23 protein-coding genes and 1 pseudogene are annotated in these 21,151 nt (G+C 65.0%); 16 read left to right on the top strand and 8 right to left on the bottom strand.

The features are described 5' to 3' along the window. Positions 1 to 26: 26 nt before the first annotated feature. From ACVWY3_RS01285 to ACVWY3_RS01270, 4 genes are all read right to left on the bottom strand, one after another. Positions 27 to 680 (bottom strand): QcrA and Rieske domain-containing protein, encoded by a 654-nt coding sequence (locus tag ACVWY3_RS01285; RefSeq protein WP_456836836.1) that lies wholly within the window; start codon positions 678 to 680, stop codon positions 27 to 29. A 244-nt stretch (positions 681 to 924) separates the two neighbouring features. Further along, positions 925 to 1,389, bottom strand: a complete 465-nt coding sequence (locus ACVWY3_RS01280; RefSeq protein ID WP_456836835.1) for a group III truncated hemoglobin — start codon at positions 1,387 to 1,389, stop codon at positions 925 to 927. A 138-nt stretch (positions 1,390 to 1,527) separates the two neighbouring features. After that, positions 1,528 to 2,379 carry a 3-hydroxybutyryl-CoA dehydrogenase gene (locus tag ACVWY3_RS01275; protein ID WP_456836834.1) on the bottom strand — a complete coding sequence of 284 codons (852 nt, stop codon included), beginning with the start codon at positions 2,377 to 2,379 and terminating at the stop codon, positions 1,528 to 1,530. A gap of 322 nt (positions 2,380 to 2,701) precedes the next feature. Beyond that, complete coding sequence (locus ACVWY3_RS01270) at positions 2,702 to 3,028, bottom strand: hypothetical protein (protein ID WP_456836833.1); 327 nt, start codon at positions 3,026 to 3,028, stop codon at positions 2,702 to 2,704. Positions 3,029 to 3,219: 191 nt separating this feature from the next. Here ACVWY3_RS01270 and ACVWY3_RS01265 point away from each other — a divergent pair, with 191 nt between their 5' ends. The 5 genes from ACVWY3_RS01265 (at position 3,220) to ACVWY3_RS01245 (ending at position 6,051) form a co-directional block, all read left to right on the top strand. Beyond that, positions 3,220 to 3,564: an ArsR/SmtB family transcription factor gene (locus ACVWY3_RS01265; protein WP_456836832.1), complete on the top strand. Its 345-nt coding sequence runs from the start codon at positions 3,220 to 3,222 to the stop codon at positions 3,562 to 3,564. A gap of 11 nt (positions 3,565 to 3,575) precedes the next feature. Continuing rightward, on the top strand, positions 3,576 to 4,055 hold the full coding sequence (locus tag ACVWY3_RS01260; RefSeq protein WP_456836831.1) for an ArsI/CadI family heavy metal resistance metalloenzyme: 480 nt from the start codon (positions 3,576 to 3,578) through the stop codon (positions 4,053 to 4,055). A 16-nt stretch (positions 4,056 to 4,071) separates the two neighbouring features. Continuing rightward, a complete protein-coding gene (gene arsC / locus ACVWY3_RS01255) occupies positions 4,072 to 4,482 on the top strand; it encodes an arsenate reductase (glutaredoxin) (protein ID WP_456836830.1) in 411 nt (136 codons plus the stop codon). Beyond that, on the top strand, positions 4,482 to 5,186 hold the full coding sequence (locus ACVWY3_RS01250; RefSeq protein WP_456836829.1) for an aquaporin: 705 nt from the start codon (positions 4,482 to 4,484) through the stop codon (positions 5,184 to 5,186). The genes arsC and ACVWY3_RS01250 overlap by 1 nt, the downstream gene beginning before the upstream one ends. 166 nt (positions 5,187 to 5,352) lie before the next feature. Further along, on the top strand, positions 5,353 to 6,051 hold the full coding sequence (locus ACVWY3_RS01245; RefSeq protein ID WP_456836828.1) for an ABC transporter permease: 699 nt from the start codon (positions 5,353 to 5,355) through the stop codon (positions 6,049 to 6,051). Here the strand turns inward: ACVWY3_RS01245 and ACVWY3_RS01240 are convergent. Beyond that, the gene (locus ACVWY3_RS01240; protein ID WP_456836827.1) at positions 6,025 to 6,834 is read right to left on the bottom strand and encodes a substrate-binding domain-containing protein; all 810 of its coding nucleotides are present in this window, start codon (positions 6,832 to 6,834) and stop codon (positions 6,025 to 6,027) included. The genes ACVWY3_RS01245 and ACVWY3_RS01240 overlap by 27 nt on opposite strands. A gap of 162 nt (positions 6,835 to 6,996) precedes the next feature. Here ACVWY3_RS01240 and ACVWY3_RS01235 point away from each other — a divergent pair, with 162 nt between their 5' ends. From ACVWY3_RS01235 to ACVWY3_RS01215, 5 genes and pseudogenes are all read left to right on the top strand, one after another. Then, a complete protein-coding gene (locus tag ACVWY3_RS01235) occupies positions 6,997 to 7,263 on the top strand; it encodes a hypothetical protein (RefSeq protein WP_456836826.1) in 267 nt (88 codons plus the stop codon). A 294-nt stretch (positions 7,264 to 7,557) separates the two neighbouring features. Next, positions 7,558 to 8,814, top strand: coding sequence for a hypothetical protein (locus tag ACVWY3_RS01230; RefSeq protein WP_456836825.1), 1,257 nt, complete (start codon positions 7,558 to 7,560; stop codon positions 8,812 to 8,814). A gap of 61 nt (positions 8,815 to 8,875) precedes the next feature. Beyond that, the gene (locus tag ACVWY3_RS01225; RefSeq protein ID WP_456836824.1) at positions 8,876 to 9,145 is read left to right on the top strand and encodes a TonB-dependent receptor plug domain-containing protein; all 270 of its coding nucleotides are present in this window, start codon (positions 8,876 to 8,878) and stop codon (positions 9,143 to 9,145) included. A 170-nt stretch (positions 9,146 to 9,315) separates the two neighbouring features. Further along, positions 9,316 to 10,200, top strand: a complete 885-nt coding sequence (blaBJP, locus tag ACVWY3_RS01220) for a BJP family subclass B3 metallo-beta-lactamase (protein WP_456836823.1) — start codon at positions 9,316 to 9,318, stop codon at positions 10,198 to 10,200. Between the two features lie 174 nt (positions 10,201 to 10,374). Beyond that, a pseudogene (locus ACVWY3_RS01215) lies at positions 10,375 to 10,572 on the top strand (EAL domain-containing protein); the annotation flags it as partial. A gap of 8 nt (positions 10,573 to 10,580) precedes the next feature. Here ACVWY3_RS01215 and hutU read toward each other — a convergent pair. From hutU to hutI, 3 genes are read right to left on the bottom strand one after another with little or no spacing between them, the layout of a single operon-like run. Then, the gene (gene hutU / locus ACVWY3_RS01210) at positions 10,581 to 12,251 is read right to left on the bottom strand and encodes a urocanate hydratase (RefSeq protein WP_456836822.1); all 1,671 of its coding nucleotides are present in this window, start codon (positions 12,249 to 12,251) and stop codon (positions 10,581 to 10,583) included. Positions 12,252 to 12,260: 9 nt separating this feature from the next. After that, positions 12,261 to 13,820: a histidine ammonia-lyase gene (gene hutH, locus ACVWY3_RS01205; RefSeq protein ID WP_456836821.1), complete on the bottom strand. Its 1,560-nt coding sequence runs from the start codon at positions 13,818 to 13,820 to the stop codon at positions 12,261 to 12,263. Then, positions 13,817 to 15,031: an imidazolonepropionase gene (gene hutI, locus ACVWY3_RS01200; RefSeq protein ID WP_456836820.1), complete on the bottom strand. Its 1,215-nt coding sequence runs from the start codon at positions 15,029 to 15,031 to the stop codon at positions 13,817 to 13,819. The genes hutH and hutI overlap by 4 nt, the downstream gene beginning before the upstream one ends. A 100-nt stretch (positions 15,032 to 15,131) precedes the next feature. Between hutI and ACVWY3_RS01195 the strand changes: the two genes are divergently transcribed. From ACVWY3_RS01195 to ACVWY3_RS01170, 6 genes are all read left to right on the top strand, one after another. Next, the gene (locus tag ACVWY3_RS01195) at positions 15,132 to 16,490 is read left to right on the top strand and encodes a formimidoylglutamate deiminase (RefSeq protein WP_456836819.1); all 1,359 of its coding nucleotides are present in this window, start codon (positions 15,132 to 15,134) and stop codon (positions 16,488 to 16,490) included. After that, complete coding sequence (gene hutC, locus ACVWY3_RS01190) at positions 16,487 to 17,215, top strand: histidine utilization repressor (protein ID WP_456836818.1); 729 nt, start codon at positions 16,487 to 16,489, stop codon at positions 17,213 to 17,215. The genes ACVWY3_RS01195 and hutC overlap by 4 nt, the downstream gene beginning before the upstream one ends. Before the next feature lie 106 nt (positions 17,216 to 17,321). Beyond that, positions 17,322 to 18,266, top strand: a complete 945-nt coding sequence (locus ACVWY3_RS01185) for an ABC transporter substrate-binding protein (RefSeq protein WP_456836817.1) — start codon at positions 17,322 to 17,324, stop codon at positions 18,264 to 18,266. Between the two features lie 73 nt (positions 18,267 to 18,339). Next, positions 18,340 to 19,113, top strand: coding sequence for an ABC transporter permease (locus ACVWY3_RS01180; RefSeq protein WP_456836816.1), 774 nt, complete (start codon positions 18,340 to 18,342; stop codon positions 19,111 to 19,113). Continuing rightward, entirely contained in the window at positions 19,110 to 19,895 is a 786-nt protein-coding gene (locus tag ACVWY3_RS01175) for an ABC transporter ATP-binding protein (protein ID WP_456836815.1), read from the top strand. Before ACVWY3_RS01180 ends, ACVWY3_RS01175 begins: the two co-directional genes overlap by 4 nt. Continuing rightward, positions 19,888 to 21,120: a hydantoinase/carbamoylase family amidase gene (locus tag ACVWY3_RS01170; RefSeq protein ID WP_456836814.1), complete on the top strand. Its 1,233-nt coding sequence runs from the start codon at positions 19,888 to 19,890 to the stop codon at positions 21,118 to 21,120. Before ACVWY3_RS01175 ends, ACVWY3_RS01170 begins: the two co-directional genes overlap by 8 nt. Positions 21,121 to 21,151: the final 31 nt, after the last annotated feature.

The following is a 21,151-nucleotide window of genomic DNA, read 5'->3' as shown; positions in this document are numbered from 1 at the left end:
GACGCGGGCCCAACCCGCACCGTCCATCATCCTGGCTGCGTGCCACCTACCTTTCCGATGAAGTTGCCAGCGACGCTGAGCGAGCCGTCAGCGAGCGCCAGCGGCAGCGCGGCAAGCCGTCGCGGCGCCGGCCCGAACACCACCTGCGCGCCCTCGCGAGGATCGTATTCGGAATTGTGGCACATGCACTTGAACACATCCTTGTCGCTGACATCGCTCTTGACCCAGGCAGTGACGGGACAGCCGGCATGCGAGCAGATCGCCGAATAGGCAAGGATGCCGTCGACCGCGCGCGCGCGGGTCTTCTCGTCGAGCTCGGCGGGATCGAGCCGGATGATCAGGATCTCGTTGAGGCGCGAGGCGCTGCGCACGACCGATGTCTTGGGGTCCTTCGGCCAAGCATGCACCGGCGGCCCGCCCGCCGGCAGATCAGCTGCGGTGACGAGCTTTCCCTCCTGGTCTCCTTCGGAGAAGACGAGCACGTCGCCCTTCTGTGGCCGCTCGTCGGAGCCCGGCGGATCCTCGCCCGCGTGCGCCTGTGTGGAACAGCCGAGACACGCGGTGCTGGCGAGCGCGCCGAGCAGGATCGCTCGTCGCGTCTGCTCCCTACACGCGTCAGCTTCGGGTTCCGCAATGGTCTCGGAGGATAGAGAATGGGTGTTGAACGGTGCGCTCGCCATGCCCGCTAGCAGGCGCTGGAACTCTGCCGAAAACAAGGCAAAGAATTGGCGCCGCAATGCATCAATATGGCTTTGCTCGCTTTGATTGAGCGAGAATAAACGCGTTCGCGCGCGTTTTCGCGACTTCTACGTCGCACCGCGCGAACGGCATGATGATTTTGCAGATCAGACCGATGATGCTGGAATTGGTGCGGCGCGCCATCGCGAGGGCAAGCCTGTGCGTCTCACGCAGGCGATTTGTATTTCAGGACCTCAGCACGTGACGCGGCGAAGCGATGCGGCCTGCGATGGTGGCCGAAGCCATTTCAAAGCTGTCGGCGATGCGCCGCGCCTTGTCGATGAACAGCGCAGCCGCCGGCTGCGGACAGACTTCGCGCGCGGTCTGCTCGAACAGCTCGAGCCAGCGGTCGAAATGATCGCCAACCAGACTCAGCGGCATGTGCGCCCGCATCGGCGAGCCATGATAGCGGCCGCTCATCAGCACGACGGACGACCAGAAATCTTTGAGCTTGGCGAGGTGCTCGTCCCAATTCTGGACGATCGCGAACACCGGCCCCAGCAGTGCGTCCTCGCGCACGCGTCCGTAGAAGCGGGTGACGAGTTCCCCGATCATTTCCTCGGTGATTCCGGTGCGCTCGATTGCATCCTGGGTCAACAGGTTCCGCCGCGCGGCCGCCGCCTCGCGCTCAGCCTTCAGTCGATCCGACATTGTCCTTTGTTTTCCGTTTCGTTGTTCCCGCGAGCCGCCCGTTCGACATTGTCGGGCCCCTTGCGCGCGGCGTCTTTGTCGCAGCGCAAATTGCGGGGATCGGGCGGCGGACGCGAAGGCCCGCCGCCTGCACCATGATCAGGTGCCGTAAGTATAAAAGCCCTGCCCGGTCTTGCGGCCGAGATGGCCGGCATCGACCATTTCCTTGAGCAAGGGGGCCGGCCGGTATTTAGGGTCGTTGAAGCCCTTATAAAAGACCTCCATCACCGACAGCATGGTGTCGAGGCCGACCAGATCGGCCAGCGCCAGCGGCCCGATCGGATGATTGCAGCCGAGCTTCATGCCGGCGTCGATCTCTTCCGCCGTCGCGATCCCTTCCTGGAGCGCGAAGATCGCCTCGTTGATCATCGGGCACAGGATGCGGTTGACGGCGAAGCCCGGGCTGTTCTTGGCCGTGATCGCCACCTTGCCGACGCGCTGGGCGAAATCGAGCGCCTTGGCGTGGGTATCGTCGGAGGTCTGCAAGCCGCGGATGAGTTCCAGCAGCGCCATCACCGGAACCGGGTTGAAGAAATGCATGCCGATGAAGCGATCGGGACGATCGGTTGCGGCGGCGAGCTTGGTGATCGAGATCGACGACGTGTTGGTCGCAACCAATGTGCGCGGCGCCAGCGTGGCGCAGAGATCCTTCAGGATCTTGACCTTGAGCTCCTCGTTCTCGGTCGCCGCTTCGATGACCAGGTCGCAGTCGGAGAGCTTGGCGCGATCGGTGGTGCCTGTGATCCGCTTCAGCGTCGCCTCGCGATCGGCCGCCGAGATCTTCTCCTTCTTGACTAGGCGCTCGAGGCTGCCGCCGACGGTCGAAAGCCCGCGGTTCACCGCCGCATCCGAAATGTCGACCATCACGACCGAGAGCCCGGCCGCGGCGCAAACCTGCGCAATGCCGTTCCCCATGGTCCCTGCCCCGATGATGCCAACGGTCTGGATCATTGCCTCACATCCTTTATCCTTGCGGGGCGCGCCGGTAGGGCCCGCCCCAGTGTTTCTGCATCAGGGTCTAGCACTGCCCGAGGGCGGGGGCGACCTGATCATGCCCCTTCCTTAAAGCATCCGAGGCGGGAATAAAGCCGCCCTTATGGGCCAAAGCGCCTGATTGGCGCCTTGGCCGGGAGATTTGCCTCGATTTCCGGTCTTCTCCTTCCCGCAGCCGGCGACAGAGGGCGGCTGGGAGCCGCTGCCTGTCTTGATCCTCTTGATTCTCTAGATCAATCGGACGATGCAGCGCTCGCGAACTGATGCTCGATGGGGGACCTCATGCATAGCCTGCAAGTTGAAGCAGTTCGGATTGCTGCTCGGCTTCTCTGGCGCGGTGACGGCTGCAGAGCCGGCCGATGCCCAGGCCATTGTCGATGTCTCCAGAATAACCTGCGATCAGTACGTCACACAGTACATCACTCACAGCCGCACCGATTTCCGTCTCGTGCTGACCAATGCGCCGGGCGAAGACGCCGATCCGATCCACGGGGACGACCTTCGTGCTGATGCCGAAGGTGCCGAAATCACAGCAGCGTGCCTCAACCGCGATCGACTTCGTTCGCTGGTCGCTGGAAAATGGAAGGTCGGAAGCGCAGACGCTCAAATACGTTCCCTGCCGCCGCCCTGGTCCATCAGATCGCGCGCTATTGGCAGCAGAACTTCGAGGCGCAGCGCTCTCCGTAACGGTCAACGTGAAACGTTGAGGCCCAAAGGCCCGGTCGTCAGATCGAGATCGGGGCGGTCCCGCCCCGATCTCGATTGACAGACGTCAAATATTTCCATAATCGTTGAAATATGGAAAAGACAGATGCCGTCGCAGCGCTCGCCGCGCTTGCCCAGGATAATCGTCTGGACGTGTTCCGCCTGCTGGTGCAGGCCGGGCCGGAGGGCATGGCCGCGGGCGCGATCGCCGAGGCGCTGGATCTTGCCCCCAACACGCTGACGTTCCACTTCGACCGGCTGCGGGTGGCGGGGCTTGCGAGCGTCCGGCGCGAGGGGCGCTCGATGATCTATGCGGCGCGCTTCGAGACGATGAATGCGCTCGTCGGCTTCCTGACCGAAAACTGCTGCGGCGGAGCGTCCTGCGCTCCTGCAGCGCCCGCGACATCCGCGCGAAAGCGCAGCAAGGTGCCAGCCTGAAGGGACCGATCATGAAGCGCCTGCACGTTCACGTCTCCGTCGAGGATCTCTCCCGCTCGATCGGGTTCTACTCCGCCTTGTTCGCAAGCGAGCCGTCGGTCGTGAAATCCGACTATGCCAAATGGATGCTCGAAGATCCCCGCGTGAATTTTGCCATCTCGACGCGCGGACGCGCGGCAGGGCTCGACCATCTCGGTATCCAGGTCGAGACCGGCGAGGAGCTGCAGGAGGTCTATGCGCGTCTGCGCGAGGCCGGCGGCGACATCATCGAACAGGGCCAGACCACCTGCTGCTATGCGAAGTCGGAAAAATCCTGGATCGACGATCCCGCCGGCATCGCTTGGGAAACCTTCCACACCACGGGCGAGAGCACCGATTACGGTGACGGCAGCGGCGAGAACCGGGGGCGGGTCGCGCACGAGAAGCAACAGCCGCAATCGGCCTGCTGCGCGCCGCAGGCGGCGCCGGCAGCCTCAAAGGCAGGCTGCTGAGCGCGGAGGTTCTCGAATGGACGCGATCATCTACCACAATCCCGATTGTGGAACGTCGCGCAACGCGCTTGCGATGATCCGCAACGCCGGCATCGAGCCGCACGTGATCGAATATCTGAAGACGCCGCCGTCGCGAGCGCTGTTGCAGCAGTTGATCGCTCGCATGGGAATTTCAGTACGCGAGGCGGTGCGCGAGAAGGCTACGCCTTACGCGGAGCTCGGGCTCGGCAACATGGCACTGACCGACGAGCAATTGCTCGACGCGATGATGGCGCACCCGATCCTCATCAATCGGCCGATCGTGGTGACGTCGAAAGGCGTGAAGCTTTGCCGCCCCTCTGAACTTGTGCTCGATCTCCTGCCGGCGCAGCACGGCGAATTCGTCAAGGAAGATGGCGAGCGCGTCCGACTGGATCGCGGCGCCTGATGCCGGGCCCTGCACAGCGAATCTTTGTCGAGTGGCTCGGGACGGCGTTCCTGCTTGCAGCCGTCGTCGGCTCCGGGATCATGGCGCAGAGACTCTCCGGCGGAAACGTCGCGCTGGCGCTGCTGTGCAATACCATCGCCACCGGTGCTGCTCTCGTCGTGCTGATCCTGACGTTCGCCCCGATATCGGGTGCGCATTTCAATCCGGCGGTGACGTTGGCATTTGCTTTGCGCGGCGAGGTGTCACGGAGTGACGCTGCGGCCTACGTCGCTGCTCAGATCGCCGGCGCGATCGCAGGCGTAGGGCTCGCGCATCTGATGTTCGAGCTTCCCGTCCTCCAGCTCTCGCTCACGGAACGCAGCGGCGCTGGACAGTGGTTGGCCGAGGCCGTCGCCACCTTCGGCCTGCTGTCGACGGTCCTTGGCGTCGGCTATCGGACGCCCGCGGCCGTTCCTTACGCGGTCGCCCTCTATATCACGTCAGCCTACTGGTTCACGTCGTCGACGTCGTTCGCCAATCCCGCGGTCACCATCGCCCGCTCGCTGTCCGATACGTTCGCGGGGATCGCCCCTCGGGGTATTCCGGCTTTCATCACCGCTCAACTCATCGGGGCCGCTCTTGCCGTTCTGCTGGCACGCTGGCTATGGTCCGGAGCCTCTGAAACCTGGAGCACTTCCAAGCTCCCGTCCGGTGAGCCTGTATAACGGGCCCCAAATTCATTTTCTGAAATGAATCGCGTTTCCAAATCGATTCCCACGGGTATTCTGCACAGGTCGGCAAGACCAGCAGAGACCAATCCGTGACCCGATCATGCAGCTTCGACATCGATGATCCCGGGGCATTCTGCCCGGCGCCGAACCGCCCGGCCGAATGAACGATTTCGCGCGATCCGTTGCCGCAGCCTTTGCGCTGATCGGCGAAGCCGATGCCGAGCTGCTGGGCATCGTCGCGTTGTCGGTGCGCGTCAGCCTGACCGCCAGCATCATCGCCCTCGTGATCGGCGCGCCGTTCGGGGCCCTGCTTGCGATCTGCCGTTTCCACGGGCGGCAGGTCATCATCGTGCTGACGAATGCGCTGCTCGGCCTTCCGCCGGTCGTGGTCGGGCTCGCGCTTTATCTGCTGCTGTCGCGATCCGGTGCGCTCGGGGCGGCCGGCCTTCTGTTCACGCCGACTGCCATGGTGATCGCGCAGACCCTGCTCGCCACGCCGATCGTGGTGGCGCTGGTGCACCGGCCGGCAAGCCTGCTGTGGGCGGAGTACGGCGACCTCGCGCGGATCGACGGACTGTCGGCCCTGCGCAGCATGGCGCTCCTGCTCGCGCTGGGCCGGACCTCGCTGCTGACGGCATTTCTCGCGGCGTTCGGACGTGCCATCGCCGAGGTCGGCGCCATCATCATTGTCGGCGGCAACATCCGCGGCTTCACGCGCACGATGACAACCGCGATCGCGCTGGAGACCAGCAAGGGCGATCTGCCGCTGGCGCTCGGGCTCGGGCTGATCCTGCTCGCGCTCAGCGTCGCGGTGTCGACCGTCGCATTCCTGCTAGTGGGACGCGTTGGGGAAAAATAGCTGCTCGCCACCGACCTTGTAGCCGGCGATCGCATCCTGCCCCTTCGGCGAGACGAGCCAATCGATGAAGACCTGCCCGTCCTTCGCCTTCACGTTCGGATGCTTGTCCGGATTCACCAGCATGACGCCGTACTGATTGAACAGCCGCTTGTCGCCCTCGGTCAGGATGGCAAGCTCGCCGCGATTCTTGAACGACAGCCAGGTGCCGCGGTCCGACAGCAGATAGGCGTTCGACGACGAAGCCATGTTCAGTGCCGGGCCCATGCCCTGCCCGATCTCGCGATACCAACTGTCCTTGCCGGCGGCGATGTCGATGCCTGCCTCTTTCCACAATCTCAGCTCGGCCGCATGCGTGCCGGACTTGTCGCCGCGCGAGATGAACGGCGCCTTCGCCGCCGCAATCTTGCGCAGAGCGTCAGCAACATCCTTGCCACCGGCGATATGCGCGGGATCGGCCTTCGGGCCGACGACGACGAAGTCGTTGTACATGACGTCGAAGCGCTTCACGCCCTGCCCTTCGGACATGAACTTGTCTTCCGCCGGCTTGTCATGGACGAACACCACATCGGCATCGCCACGCCGTCCGATGTCGAGCGCTTGGCCAGTGCCGACGGCAACCACCTTCACCTCGATGCCCTCGGCTTTCGAGAAAAGCGGCAGGAGATAGCCGAACAGGCCAGACTGCTCCGTCGACGTCGTCGAGGCCACGGTGATGCTGCGATCCTGCGCGAATGAGCATGTCGACCAGAACAGAACCGCCGCGATGGCGGCAAGCTTCCTCATTGCGTCGTCCTCACACCTCGTGTCGCGTGCTGCAAATTACGTCAGGCGAACTGCACAGGGAACCCCGACGATCGGCCCGGCTCCGGCCCATCCGGCCGGCCCTCGCCCCGGAACGTTGCTTCCGCGTCCCGGTTGTCCGAACACCAACCCAGGGAGACCCTGATGAAGAAAATCGTTCTCGCATCCACGTGCATCATGGCGCTGGCGATCGGTGGCGCCTTTGCGCAGACGCAACCGGACACAACCGGTCAGGGCGGCGTCGGACAATCCTCGCGAGGTCCCGCGACCAAGGGCATGACGACGGGTAAGTCGTCGAACATGCAGAACGAGGCCGGCACCAGCAAGGGCACGCAGTCGCCGAGCGCGGGCGGCACCAACACCAACAATATGGGCAGCCAGGCCGGCGGCGGCGCCGGCTCCGGGAAATAGCCGGAAGGTCGACATGCCAGGGAAGGCACGACTGTGTGCCTTCCCGCACCAATCGACGATCTCGGAAGACTCTTGCCGGGCCCAGGAGGCGCGAGACATCGACGTTCGGAAAATCTCTGCAAGTGCCGACAGCGATCTCACCTGCACGACACGTGTGGATGTTCTGCAATTGGTCCCGGTCAGATTGACAGCGATGTGACAGGCGGGGCAGTTTTTCATATTGCTGACGAATCAGCGATTGCCTCACGCCGAGCACCTCTTGGACAACTCCCAGTGCTTTCGAGACTGATATCGTTGCTGCGCCGCATTCCGGCGGTGAATTGGGCGTTGACCCGGCTTCGGCCTTTGCCGCACGGCGGCAGCATCGACGTCGCGGCGAACGCAGCAAGCGGCTCGTCAGCCATCCTCACCGGCGTGGCGGAATCCGCTCCGGTGCTCGACACGAGCAGCGCCGAACCGTTGCATCGCCAGGCCGACATCACGGTCGCGCCTCCCCTTGCCGAGGACGAGCCCGCGATCTCGCTCATCGCAGAGAGCCGGTCAGCAGCGCCAGCTGATGTCAGCATCAGCAACGAATCCTCCCCGGAGACGCCCACGGAGCCCGAGCCTGCCGTCGTCGAGCAGGGTTCGGTCTTGCCGATCGACGCCGCGAGCGAGCCGGTTGAGGCTCCCGAACTCGTCAGTAACGTTCCTCCGGCGGAACTGCTTGCGAGCATCGAGCCCGTTATCGAGGAGGCACCGGTCTCGACCATCGAGGTTGCGAGCGAGCCGGCCGATGCTCCCGAAGCTGTTGTCGGCAGCGTTCCGTTGTTCGAGCTTTCGACCGAGATCGAGCCGGCCACTGCGGACGAGACTCCGGCCGCGCCGGTCGATGTCACAATCGCTGCGGTCAGTGCTCCCGTCCTTGCCAGCACTGACGATCCCGCCCCTGACGTTCTCGTCGATGACGCGCCGGCCGCTGTCGACGGTTCGTGTGTCGCGTGCGCCGATGACAATGTCCTGGATGTCTCCGAGAGCAGCATCGACAGCGATCCCTTTCCCAGCGTCGCGGCGGAGATCGAGCCTGTCCGCGCGAGCGCGAGCGATCCTGCCCCGGTCATGCCGATCGCCGCGGAGGATTCTTCCGCCGACGCAACCAGCGGCGTCGCCGATAGCGCGCCCGAGCCGGCCCTCGAGTCTCCCGTTGCGGAAATCCCTCGCGCGCCGAAGGCGCGCGCAAAAGTCACCGAACCCACCGACCGTGCCGCGCTGATCCGGCAGCGCTGGGCGGAAACCGGGATCAGGATGTGGAATCCGCGGCTCCACGGCGCCGGCGATGCGACGCTGAACATCCAGGGGCGGATCGGCCTGCTGCCGCCCGCCCCCGGCGAGACGATGCCGCGCTATGACAAGCTGGAATTCAAGATGCTCGGCGGCCAGATTGTCTGCGAGGGCGTCATCGTCGAAGCGCCCGCGCAGACGGACAGGCGCAGCTTCACCCGGCTCGCCGAGCCGCGTCACTTCGAGCGGGTCCGCGAACCGGTGCGGGAACGCCAGGCCGCCCTCGCCTGATCCTTTTCGCGGCGACCGCCGGCGCGCTGTGCTAGGCTGTACTCCCGAGATGGGAGATCGCATGCCCGCAAAATCGCTGCGACTGATCGTGCTCGTCGCGCTCTGCTGCTCGCAAGCTGCCCTGGCCGCATCAGGTAAGCGGCCGCGCCACGCGCCGGCCAATGATCCGGCGCCCTACAAGGCCGATCACCTGTCCTCCTCGCGTGGCGAGACGATCCTCAACACGCCAGGCCAGACCACCGTGTTGACGCGTCAGGTCCTCGACGACATGAACGCAACCAGCCTCCGCGACGCCATGCGCTCGACCGCCGGCGTCACGATCGGGCGCTAGGCAGCTCCGCAGTTTTCAGCCGGCGCGCTGCTATTCCAGCTCGCCCCATGAATATTTCGGCGAGCACCCGGTTGCCCATGACGCCGGCCACGACGTAACGTGGCTACCGGCTGGGTCACGCGACGTCTGCGTCCCACCAAGAAAGACAAGAACAATCCGGGAGGCAAACGATGAAGAAAATCACGGCCGCGCTGTGTGCGCTGGCCTTCCTCACAACCGGCGCACAGGCGCAGACCATCAAGGACTTCCTGGCAACGGTCATGCAGAAGTGGACGGCGCCGTTCGAGCCATTCCAGCTCATCGGCAACATCTACTATGTCGGCACCGACGGCATCGCCGTCTACGTCGTCAAGACCTCGCAGGGGCTGATCCTGATGGATACGGCGATGCCGCAATCGACCGGCATGATCAAGGACAATATCGCCAAGCTCGGCTTCAAGGTTGCCGACGTCAAGATCATCCTCAACACGCACGCCCATTTCGATCACACCGGCGGCTTCGCCGAGATCAAGAAGGAGACCGGCGCGCAGCTCATCGCGGGCGAGCGCGACAAGCCGCTGCTCGAAGGCGGATACTATCCCGGCGACGAGAAGAACGCAGACCTTTCCTTCCCCGCGGTGAAGGTCGACCGCACCGTCAAGGAAGGCGATAAGGTCACGCTCGGCGACACCACGCTGACGGCGCACGCGACCCCCGGCCACTCGCCGGGCTGCACGAGCTGGGAGATGACCGTGAAGGATGGCAGCCAGGATCGCGAGGTGCTGTTCTTCTGTAGCGGCACGGTGGCGCTGAACCGACTGGTCGGCCAGCCGACCTATCCCGGCATCGTCGACGATTATCGCGCGACCTACGGCAAGGTGAAGGCGATGCAGATCGACGTGCTGCTCGGGCCGCATCCGGAAGTCTATGGCATGCAGGCCAAGCGCGCCGAGATGAAGGACGGCGCGCCGAATCCCTTCGTCAAGCCCGGCGAACTCGCGACCTACGCGACGATGCTGTCGCAGGATTTCGACAAGCAGCTCGCCAAGCAGACCGCAGCGCTGGAGAAGAAATAACGGAGATCCTTCACCTCACTCCGACGCGAGAGGAGAATCCCGCACATCGTCCGATGTGGCCGACGTGCGGCGACCATGCGCATGATTAGCAGGACGTGACCACGAACGAGCCGACGAGGTCGAAGCACCGCCCCAGAGGGCCTGTATGCTTGACGGGACCTGACCAATGCACGCGGCCTGTGCGGCGACATGGGTCGCCTGCGTCTTCGAGGGCGTCGAGACCCGCGCACAGCTCCGACACCTTGCGCCGCCTCGGATGCGACTACATCCGGGTATTATTTCGCAAAGCCGATGCCGAGCGATGCGATCGGCGACTACCTCGCGAACGAGAGGCAACACCTCGATGGTGCAGCGGCCAAGGTCGTGGCCTGAGGGCGCGGCTACGTCGAAAGGCTCGGCAGATCGAGCCCCTTGTCACGGGCGCACTCGATCGCGATGTCGTAGCCCGCATCCGCGTGGCGCATGACGCCGGAGGCAGGATCGTTCCACAGCACGCGCTCGATGCGCTTGGCGGCTTCCGGCGTGCCGTCGGCGACGATCACCATGCCGGCATGTTGCGAATAACCGATGCCGACGCCGCCGCCATGATGCAGCGAGACCCACGTCGCGCCGCTGGCGCAATTTAGCAGCGCATTGAGCAAGGGCCAGTCGGACACGGCGTCCGATCCGTCCTTCATCGCCTCGGTCTCGCGATTGGGGCTCGCCACCGAGCCGCTGTCGAGATGATCGCGGCCGATCACGATCGGCGCCTTCAATTCGCCGCGCGCCACCATCTCGTTGAAGGCAAGGCCGAGGCGATGGCGATCGCCGAGTCCGACCCAGCAGATCCGCGCCGGCAGGCCCTGGAACTTGATGCGCTCCTTGGCCATGTCGAGCCAATTGTGCAGATGCTTGTCGTCAGGCATCAGCTCCTTGACCTTGGCGTCGGTCTTGAAGATGTCCTCGGGATCGCCGGACAGCGCGGCCCAGCGGAACGGCCCGACGCCGCGGCAGAACAGCGGGCGAATATAGGCGGGCACGAAGCCGGGGAAATCGAAGGCGTTCTTCAGGCCCATGTCCTGCGCCATCTGACGGATGTTGTTGCCGTAGTCGAGGGTTGGAATGCCCTGCGCATGAAAATCCAGCATGGCCTGGACATGCTCGACCATCGACGTCTTCGAGGCACGCTCGACCGCCTTCGGATCGGAGGCGCGCTTGGCTTCCCAATCGGCCAGCGTCCATCCCTTCGGCAAATAGCCGTTGATCGGATCATGCGCGCTGGTCTGGTCGGTGACGATGTCGGGCTTGACGCCGCGACGCACCAGTTCCGGGAAAATCTCGGCGGCATTGCCGAGCAGGCCGACCGAGACCGCCTTCTTCGTCTTCCTGGCCTCTTCCACGATCGCAAGGGCTTCGTCGAGCGTTGCAGCCTGGAGATCGAGATAGCCGGTGCGCAGCCGCATCTCGATGCGGCTCGGTTGGCACTCGACCGCAAGCATCGAGGCGCCGGCCATGGTCGCCGCCAGCGGCTGCGCCCCGCCCATGCCGCCGAGGCCGGCAGTGAGGATCCATTTGCCGGCGAGGCTGCCGCCATAATGACGACGGCCGACCTCGACAAAGGTCTCGTAGGTGCCCTGCACGATGCCCTGGCTACCGATATAGATCCAGGAGCCCGCGGTCATCTGGCCGTACATCATCAGACCCTGGCGATCGAGCTCGTTGAAATGATCGAGCGTCGCCCAGTGCGGCACGATGTTGGAGTTCGCGATCAGCACGCGCGGTGCATCGGCATGGGTGCGGAAGATGCCGACAGGCTTGCCGGACTGCACCAGCAGCGTCTGGTCAGCTTCGAGCTTGCGCAAGGCCGCGGTGATCCGGTCAAAGCTCTCCCAGTCGCGCGCGGCACGGCCGATGCCGCCATAGACGACCAGCTCGCTCGGGCGCTCCGCCACGTCGGGATCAAGATTGTTCATGAGCATGCGCAGCGGCGCTTCCGTCAGCCAGCTCTTGGCGCTGATGTCGCTGCCGCGGGGAGCACGGATGGTGCGGTCATTGTCCAGTCGGCGGTTCATGTGGACCTCTTAGTCGAGTCGCGGAAACGGATCGGATGGAAGCGCCGAGAGCGCTGCTGCTGGCAATGCGTCGGCTTCGATCAGCGCGGCGGCCTTGGCGAGGTCGCCGGCCATATAGCGGTCGGCACCGAGCGCAGGCACCTGCTCGCGAAGCTTGGCGATGACAGCGACGAGCGGCGCGCTGGTCGCATGCGGCGCGCGCAGCGTGATGCCTTGGGCGGCGACCAGCAGCTCGATGCCCAGAATGGCCGCGAGATTGTCCGCCATATCGTAGAGACGCCGCGCAGCGTGCGCGGCCATGGAAACGTGATCTTCCTGGTTGGCGCTGGTCGGCGTCGAGTCGATCGAGCAGGCCGCGGCCCGCTGCTTGTTCTCGGCATAGAGCGCCGCGGCCGACACCTCGGCGATCATGAAGCCCGAATTGATGCCGGGATCTTGGGTGAGGAACGGCGGCAGGCCGAAATTGAGCGCGGGATCGACCAGCGTCGCGATGCGCCGCTCGCTGATCGCGCCGATCTCCGACAGCGCCAGCGCGATTTGATCGGCGGCAAAGGCCACCGGCTCGGCGTGGAAATTGCCGCCGGAGACAATCTCGCCGGTCTCGACCAGCACCAGCGGATTGTCGGTGACGGCATTGGCCTCGACGATCAGCGTGCGCGCGGCTTGCGTGATCAGGTCGAGCGCCGCGCCTGCGACCTGCGGCTGGCAGCGCAGGCAGTAGGGATCCTGCACCCGCTCGTCGCCCTCGAGATGGGAGAGGCGGATGTCGCTGGCATCGAGCAGCGCCGTCAGCGTGGCGGCCGCGGCGATTTGCCCGGCATGGCCGCGCAGCGCCTGAATTTCGGAACGGAACGGCGCTGTGGAGGCCATTGCCGCATCGACCGACAGAGCGCCGGTGACAAGCGCGGCCCTCGCGAGACGAAATGCACGCAGCACGCCTGATAGAGCGTAGGCCGTCGAGAACTGCGTGCCGTTGATCAGCGCCAGCCCCTCCTTGGGGCCGAGCGTCAGCGGCATAAGGCCGGCAGCGGAGAGCGCCTCGCTGCCGGATACGATCCTGTCATCGAGAAGCGCCTGCCCCTCGCCGATCATCACCGCGGTCATATGCGCGAGCGGCGCGAGATCGCCGGAAGCGCCGACCGAGCCTTGTTGCGGCACCAGCGGATAGACACCCCGCGCCAGCATCGTCTGCAATTGCTCGATCACCTCGCGGCGGACGCCGGAGGCGCCACGCCCGAGCGAGATGATTTTCAGCGCCATCATCAGGCGGACGATCGGCTCGGGCGTCGCCGGCCCGACGCCGCAGCAATGCGAGACGATGAGATTGCGCTGGAGCAGCGCAGTCTGGTCCGGCGGAATTCGCTTCGAGGCCAGCTTTCCGAACCCGGTGTTGATGCCATACACCGGCGCGGCAGCATGCGCGGCGTTCGCGACAATCTCCGCAGCCGCCTCGATGCGCGGCCAGAACGAGGGATCAAGCGCGACCGACGCACCCGCAAGCACGCGCGCGAGATCGTCGAGAGTGACCATTCCCGGCTTGACGACGATCGTTGCGCCCTGCTCCCTCACCGGCCCCTCCATACCCGCCGATGCAGCGGATTGAAGCCGATGCGGTAGACCAGCTCGGCGGGCCGCTCGATGTCCCAGATCGCGAGATCGCACCATTTGCCGGCTTCGAGCGTTCCGGTTTCATCGAGCACGCCGAGCGCACGCGCGCCTTCGCGGGTGATGCCGGTCAGACATTCGGCGACATTCATCCGGAACAGCGTCGCGCCCATGTTCATGGCGAGCAGCAGCGAGGTCAGCGGTGAGCTTCCAGGATTGCAGTCGGTCGCGAGCGCCATGGGAACGCCGTGCTTGCGGAATGCCTCAACCGGCGGCTTCTGCGTCTCGCGGATGAAGTAGAAGGCGCCGGGCAAGAGCACGGCGACCGTTCCCGTCTTTGCCATGGCGGCAGCGCCAGCTTCGTCGGTATGCTCCAAATGATCGGCCGAAAGCGCCGAAAATTTTGCGGCGAGCGCCGCGCCGCCGAGATTTGAGAGCTGATCGGCATGGAGCTTGACCGGCAGGCCAAGCCCCTTCGCCGCCTCGAACACGCGCGCCGTCTGCTCAGCCGAGAACGCGATACCTTCCATGAAGACATCGACGGCATCGGCAAGGCCGGCCTTCGCGACCGCAGGCAGCATCTCCTTGCACACGAGATCGATGTAATGGTCCTTGTCGCCGTCGGCTTCCACCGGCAGCGCGTGTGCGCCAAGAAAGGACGTGCGGATCGCCACCGGCCGCTGAGCGCCGAGGCTGCGGGCGGCGGACAGCTGCCGCATCTCGGTGTCGGTATCGAGACCATAACCGGACTTGATCTCGACGGTTGTGGCACCCTCGCCGATCAGCGCATCGAGCCGCGGCAGCGCGCTTGCGACAAGCTCGGCTTCGCTCGCCTTGCGCGTTGCGGCCACCGTCGAAACGATGCCGCCGCCGGCCCGCGCGATCTCTTCATAGGTTGCGCCCTTCAGGCGCAGCTCGAATTCATGCGCGCGGCTGCCGCCATAGACGAGATGGGTGTGGCAATCAACGAGGCCCGGCGTGATCCAGCGTCCCTCGCAATCGATCCGCTCGATGGCGTCCGCATCGGCCGAGAACTCCGCCGCAGTGCCCGCATAGACGATGAGGCCGGCGCGCGCGGCGATCACGCCATGCTCGATCTCGCCGAGATCGGGACGGTCGGCCCGCAGCGTGGCGAGCCGGGCATTATGCCAGATCCGGTCGAAGCGCTCTGCCATGAAGGTGTCCCCTTCGCGGATATCCCTGCATCCTGGAATGCTTGACTTATATGTCTAGACATATAATCGTAAGGCGGTTCTGTCCAGCCGCCGTGTCAACATGTCCCGACTGCATTTCGCCTCCGCGCTCCTGCCCTCGGGCTGGGCCAATGACGTGCAGGTGGTGATCACCGCCGGCGCGGTCGCGGCAGTGACGCCAGGTGTAGCGCCTGCCGCCGGCGACGAACGCCACGCCATCGCGCTTCCCGGACTTGCAAGCCTGCACAGCCACGCCTTCCAGCGCGGCATGGCTGGACTTGCGGAGCTGCGCGGCGACTCGACCGACACGTTCTGGACCTGGCGCGAGACGATGTATCGCTTCGCGCTGGCGATGACGCCGGACGACGTCGCGGCTGTTGCAACGTTGCTCTATGTCGAAATGCTGGAGCAGGGATTTACCCGCGTCGGCGAATTCCACTATCTGCATCACGATCGCGACGGCTCGCATTACGGCGATATCGGCGAAATGGCCGGGCGTATTGCGCAGGCTGCCGAGGCCTCGGGCATTGCACTGACGCTGCTGCCGAGTTTTTACGTGCACGGCTCTTTTGGCGGCGCGGCGCCGCATGACGGCCAGCGCCGCTTCATCTGCTCGGTCGATCAGTTCGCCGCATTGATGGATGCCTCGCGCAAGGCGATCACAAGCTTGCCGGGCGCCAATATCGGCATTGCGCCGCACAGCCTGCGCGCGGTGGCGCCGGACGAGCTTACGGCGATCATTCCGCTTGCCGACGGCGGGCCGGTGCACATTCACGCCGCCGAGCAGGTGAAGGAAGTCGAGGATTGCCTCGCCTGGTCCGGCCGGCGCCCGGTGCAATGGCTGCTGGAGCACGCGCCGCTCGATCAGCGCTGGTGCCTCATCCACGCGACCCACATGACCGATGAAGAAGTCAGCGCATTTGCGAAGACTGGTGCGGTGGCAGGCCTTTGCACCATCACCGAGGCCAGCCTCGGCGACGGCATTTTTCCTGCGCGCGAATTTCTCGGCGCCGGCGGCGCGTTCGGTGTCGGCACCGACTCCAACGTGCTGGTCGGCGTCGCCGACGAATTGCGGCAGCTCGAATACGGCCAGCGCCTGACCCACCGCCAGCGCAACGTGCTCTCCAGCGGCGCAGGCCGCTCGACGGGGCGCACGCTGTTCGATCAGGCGCTTGCAGGTGGTGCACAAGCAATGGCACAAGCCGCAGTCGGCCTAACGCCCGGCGCGCGCGCCGACATCGTCACGCTCGACGCCGCCCATCCGTCGCTGGCAGGACGCGCAGGTGATGCGATCATCGACGGCTGGATATTTGCGGCAGGCAGCGGCGCGATCGATTGCGTCTGGGCGGGCGGCAACAAGGTCGTGGAAGGCGGCCGGCACAGACTGCGCCAGGCCGCGCGCGAGCGCTTCAACGCGGCGGTGCGGAGGCTTGTCGCATGAACCTCGCCACCGATGCGGCTGACAAGCCGACGCTCTACAAGCGTATCCGCGCCGACATCGAGAAGCGGATCCTCACCGGCGAGTGGCCGCCCGGACATCGCATCCCGTTCGAGCACGAGCTGGTCGCGCGCTACGGCTGCTCGCGCATGACCGTGAACAAGGCGCTGTCGGAACTGGCACAGGCGGATCTGATCGAGCGGCGGCGGCGCGCCGGCTCGTTCGTGCGGCGGCCGCAGCATCAGTCAGCCGTGCTCAAGATCGCCGACATCCGGGCCGAGATCAGCGCGCTCGGGCGCGCTTACGGATACGAGCTGACCGGCCGCAAGTTGCGAGCGGCGACTGCCGTCGACCGCGAGCGTCTTGGCGTCAAAAAGGCCGGCAAGGTGGTCGCGATCACCTGCCGCCACAGCGCCGACAACGTGCCCTTCGCGGTCGAGGACAGGCTGATCGATCTTGCGTCCGTGCCGAGTGCGGCGACCGCAGACTTCTCGCGCGAGCCGCCGGGCTCGTGGCTGCTTCATCATGTCCCATGGACTGAAGCCGAGCATACGATCAGCGCCATCGTCGCGGATGATCGTACGGCGGAAGCGCTCGACATCGCAATCGGCGCGCCCTGTCTCGTGATCGACCGCTATACCTGGCGCAGCTCGCGCACGATCACCGCGGTGCGCCTGCTCTATCCCGGTGACTCTCACCGCCTTGTCGCCCGATTCAAGGGAGGCTGAGAGAACGATGTCGGCACAATTCGTGCAATGCTTCGGGCAGCGGTCCATAGCGGCCGACAGAGATCAACAGGACGTCAATCCATCGATCGGCAAGAGGACGACAATCATGCGTAGTTCGACGATTTTTGCGACAATCATTGCCCTTGCGGCCGCCACTCCCGCGCTCGCCGACGACGTCAAGGTCGGCATCGGCATCTCCGGATGGACCGGCTTCGCGCCGCTGACGCTGGCGAAGGAAGCGGGCATCTTCAAGAAGAACGGCCTCGACGTCACCATCAAGAAAATCCCGCAGAAGGACCGCCATCTCGCGATCGCCTCCGGCGACGTCCAGTGCGCCGCGACGACGGTCGAGACCTGGATCTCCTGGAACGCCAACGGCGTTGCCACCAAGCAGATCTTCCAGCTCGACAAGAGCTATGGCGCCGACGGTATGGCCGTGCGCAACGACATCAGCGCGATCAAGGACCTGAAGGGCAAGACCGTCGCAGCCTCCGCGCCCGGCACCTCGCCCTATTTCGCGCTGGCCTGGATGCTCAAGAAAAATGGTCTGTCGGTGAAGGACGTTACCGTCGTGAATCTCGAGCCGGCCGCGGCCGCACAGGCCTTCGTCTCCGGCCAGAACGATGCCGCGATGACCTATGAGCCGTACCTGTCGACGGTTCGCGCCGCCCCCGATAAGGGCAAGATCATCGCGACCACGCTCGACTACCCCATGGTCATGGACACCTTTGGCTGCACGCCGAAATTCCTCAGCGAGAATCCCAAGGCCGCCAAGGCGCTCGCCGACAGCTATTTCGAGGCGCTCGACATGATCGCCAAGGATCAGGCCAAGGCCTATGAAATCATGGGCGCCGACGTGAAGCAGACCGGGGAGCAGTTCGGCAACTCGGCAAAGTACCTGCGCTGGCAGGACAAGGCCGCGAACCAGAAATTCTTCGCCGGTGACTTCCTGACCTTCAACAAGGAGGCCGCCGACCTCCTGCTCGAGATCGGCATCATCAAGGCGGCGCCGAAGGTCGAGGACCTCTTCGACGCGAGCTACATCAAGTAAATCGCCCAGGAGCTGCCGGCCCCGTCTCGCGGCGGGGCCGGCAAATCCGTTCACTGTCCGGATAGATTCGTCGATGCGTCCCCTCGACCCTGTTACATCGAAGCAGCGCGTGGCTTACGGCCTTGCGTTCTTCGTGCTGTTCGTTGCGCTCTGGTCGTGGGCGACGCTCGGCGGCCATGTGTCGAAGACCTTCCTCGCCAACCCGCTGACCATGGTGCAGGAAGGCTATGACCTCCTGGCCAAGCAGGGCTTCATCTACGACATCGGCATAACGATCTGGCGCGTCGTCGGCGGCTTCGCACTTGCCGCGATCATTGCGGTGCCCCTCGGCGTGCTGATGGGCGCCTACAAGCCGGTCGAGGCGTTCCTCGAGCCGTTCGTCTCCTTTGCGCGCTATTTGCCCGCCTCCGCTTTCATCCCGCTTCTGATCCTGTGGGCCGGCATCGGCGAGTTGCAAAAGCTGCTCGTCATCTTCATCGGTTCGGTATTCCAGGTCATCCTAATGGTCGCCGTCACCGTCGGCGCCACACGACGCGATCTGGTGGAAGCCGCCTATACGCTCGGGGCCACCGATCGCGGCATCATCCGCCGCGTGCTGCTGCCCTCTTCCGCACCCGAGATCGCGGAAATCCTGCGCCTGGTGCTGGGTTGGGCCTGGACCTATGTCATCGTCGCCGAACTGATCGGCTCGTCCTCGGGCATCGGCCACATGATCACCGACAGCCAGGCGCTGCTCAACACCGGCCAGATCATCTTCGGGATCATCGTGATCGGCCTGATCGGCCTGCTCTCGGACTTCATGTTCAAGGCCTTCAACGCCTGGCTGTTTCCGTGGAGGCTCGCATGACGACGCTCAAAATCGAGCAAGTCTCGCGCACCTTCCCCGCGCGCCACGGCAACGCGCCGACGAGAGCGCTGGAGCCGACCGACCTCACCATCGGCAACAACGACTTCGTCACCATCCTCGGCCCCTCCGGCTGCGGCAAATCCACGCTGCTGCGCATCGTCGCCGGCCTTGATCGTCCGACCAGCGGCCGCGTCACGCTCGACGGTCGCGAGGTCACCGGCCCCGGCGCCGATCGCGGCATGGTGTTCCAGTCCTACACGCTGTTTCCCTGGCTGACCGTGCGCGAGAACATCGCCTTTGGCCTGCGCGAGCGCGGCGTGTCCGAGGCGGAGCGTCACAAGATCGCCGACTCCTTCATTCGCCAGGTTGGATTGTCCGGCTTCGAGAATCACTGGCCGAAGCAGCTCTCCGGCGGCATGCAGCAGCGCACGGCGATCGCGCGAGCGCTTGCCAATGATCCCAAGATCCTGCTGCTCGACGAGCCCTTCGGCGCGCTGGACAACCAGACCCGCGCGCTGATGCAGGAGATGCTGCTGGGCATCTGGGAGCGCGACCAGAAGACCGTGCTGTTCGTGACCCACGACATCGAGGAGGCGATCTTCCTCGGCAGCCGCGTCATCGTGATGAGCGCGCGTCCGGGCCGGATCAAGGCCGAGATCATTGTGGAGCTGCCGCATCCGCGCTCCTACAAGATCAAGACCACGCCGGAATTCGTCCAGCTGAAGGAACGGCTGGTCGAGGAGATTCGTACCGAGGCATTGAAAGTTGCCGAACATGCCTGACACCAAGCTGCGCGCCAACGGCGAGCGCGTCCTTGCCGACCTCAACGCGCTCCGCGCCATCGGCGCCTACAAGACCGGGGTGCACAAGCCGACCTTCTCCGAGTCGCACAGGCAATCGTTGGACTGGCTGATGCAGAAGCTGCCGGAGGCTGGCCTCTCTGCTGCGATCGACGGCATCGGCAATGTGCTCGGCACCAGCGCGAAGGCCGGGCCAAAGCTGCTGGCGGGCTCGCATCTGGAGAGCCAGAACTATGCCGGGTGGCTCGATGGCCCGCTCGGCGTCGTCTATGCGCTCGAGGCCGCGCGCGTGCTCAACGCCAATGCTTCCGTCAAGGGCGCGGTCGAGGTGGCCGCATGGTGCGACGAGGAAGGCCATTTCGGCAGCTTCCTTGGCTCGCGCTCCTATATCGGGCAAGTGACCGAGGCCGAGATCGATGCCGCGCGTGACCGCACCAGCGGCCGCGCCATGCGCGAGGCGCTCGCCGACTTGGGTCTCGCCGGGCGGGCACGCGTCGCGGTCGAGCCGGGACGGCACCTCGGATATCTGGAGGCGCATATCGAGCAGGGCGACACCCTCGAAAGCGGCAAGCTCGCGATCGGCGTCGTGACCTCCATCGTCGGCATCTGGCAATACAAGATCAATTTCACCGGCGAGCAGAACCACGCCGGCACCACGCGCATGGCCGTGCGCAAGGATGCAGGGCTCGCGCTCGCCAAGTTCTGCGTCGCGATCGATGAGCGTTTTCCTGACGCGTGCGGGCCGCGCACGGTCTGGACCACCGGCCGCATCACGCTCGATCCCGGTGCGCCGAGCATCATTCCCGGCGGCGCCGAGATGCTGTTCCAGATCCGCGACGCCGACCCGGCCGTGATCGCGCGCCTGGAGGAGTTGCTGCGGACCATGGCCGACGAATTCAATGCGAAGGGCCCTTGCACCGTCACCGTAGAGAAAATCCGCACCGGCGCGCCGGCCATGATGAACCCGGGCATACAGGATGCGATCGAGGCCGCGAGCAAGGCTCTTGCAGACGGACGCTGCATCCGCATGCCCAGCGGCGCCGGCCACGATGCGCAGATGCTGGCGACCGTGATGCCTGCAGGCATGCTGTTCGTGCCGTCGATCGGCGGCATCAGTCATCACTGGACCGAAAATACCACTGATGCCGATATCGTCACCGGCGCGGAGGTTTTCGTCGATGCCTGCCGGCGGCTCCTCGGCGGTTAGCCGGGCATCGTTCAGCCGACGCGAGGCAGCC

It is taken from the genome of Bradyrhizobium sp. USDA 4486 (assembly GCF_054057995.1).
This window is presented reverse-complemented; position numbering and strand designations above follow the sequence as displayed.

Excerpts from the sequence above, each read along its gene's own strand:
- ACVWY3_RS01245 (WP_456836828.1), top strand. The coding sequence starts at position 5,353 with ATGAACGATTTCGCGCGATCCGTTGCCGCAGCCTTTGCGCTGATCGGC.
- ACVWY3_RS01175 (WP_456836815.1), top strand. The coding sequence starts at position 19,110 with ATGACGACGCTCAAAATCGAGCAAGTCTCGCGCACCTTCCCCGCGCGC.
- ACVWY3_RS01235 (WP_456836826.1), top strand. The coding sequence starts at position 6,997 with ATGAAGAAAATCGTTCTCGCATCCACGTGCATCATGGCGCTGGCGATC.
- arsC (WP_456836830.1), top strand. The coding sequence starts at position 4,072 with ATGGACGCGATCATCTACCACAATCCCGATTGTGGAACGTCGCGCAAC.
- ACVWY3_RS01285 (WP_456836836.1), bottom strand. The coding sequence starts at position 680 with ATGGCGAGCGCACCGTTCAACACCCATTCTCTATCCTCCGAGACCATT.
- ACVWY3_RS01265 (WP_456836832.1), top strand. The coding sequence starts at position 3,220 with ATGGAAAAGACAGATGCCGTCGCAGCGCTCGCCGCGCTTGCCCAGGAT.
- ACVWY3_RS01240 (WP_456836827.1), bottom strand. The coding sequence starts at position 6,834 with ATGAGGAAGCTTGCCGCCATCGCGGCGGTTCTGTTCTGGTCGACATGC.
- ACVWY3_RS01180 (WP_456836816.1), top strand. The coding sequence starts at position 18,340 with ATGCGTCCCCTCGACCCTGTTACATCGAAGCAGCGCGTGGCTTACGGC.
- ACVWY3_RS01170 (WP_456836814.1), top strand. The coding sequence starts at position 19,888 with ATGCCTGACACCAAGCTGCGCGCCAACGGCGAGCGCGTCCTTGCCGAC.
- ACVWY3_RS01250 (WP_456836829.1), top strand. The coding sequence starts at position 4,482 with ATGCCGGGCCCTGCACAGCGAATCTTTGTCGAGTGGCTCGGGACGGCG.
- hutC (WP_456836818.1), top strand. The coding sequence starts at position 16,487 with ATGAACCTCGCCACCGATGCGGCTGACAAGCCGACGCTCTACAAGCGT.
- ACVWY3_RS01185 (WP_456836817.1), top strand. The coding sequence starts at position 17,322 with ATGCGTAGTTCGACGATTTTTGCGACAATCATTGCCCTTGCGGCCGCC.
- ACVWY3_RS01225 (WP_456836824.1), top strand. The coding sequence starts at position 8,876 with ATGCCCGCAAAATCGCTGCGACTGATCGTGCTCGTCGCGCTCTGCTGC.
- hutI (WP_456836820.1), bottom strand. The coding sequence starts at position 15,031 with ATGGCAGAGCGCTTCGACCGGATCTGGCATAATGCCCGGCTCGCCACG.
- hutU (WP_456836822.1), bottom strand. The coding sequence starts at position 12,251 with ATGAACCGCCGACTGGACAATGACCGCACCATCCGTGCTCCCCGCGGC.
- blaBJP (WP_456836823.1), top strand. The coding sequence starts at position 9,316 with ATGAAGAAAATCACGGCCGCGCTGTGTGCGCTGGCCTTCCTCACAACC.
- ACVWY3_RS01280 (WP_456836835.1), bottom strand. The coding sequence starts at position 1,389 with ATGTCGGATCGACTGAAGGCTGAGCGCGAGGCGGCGGCCGCGCGGCGG.
- ACVWY3_RS01195 (WP_456836819.1), top strand. The coding sequence starts at position 15,132 with ATGTCCCGACTGCATTTCGCCTCCGCGCTCCTGCCCTCGGGCTGGGCC.
- ACVWY3_RS01275 (WP_456836834.1), bottom strand. The coding sequence starts at position 2,379 with ATGATCCAGACCGTTGGCATCATCGGGGCAGGGACCATGGGGAACGGC.
- ACVWY3_RS01260 (WP_456836831.1), top strand. The coding sequence starts at position 3,576 with ATGAAGCGCCTGCACGTTCACGTCTCCGTCGAGGATCTCTCCCGCTCG.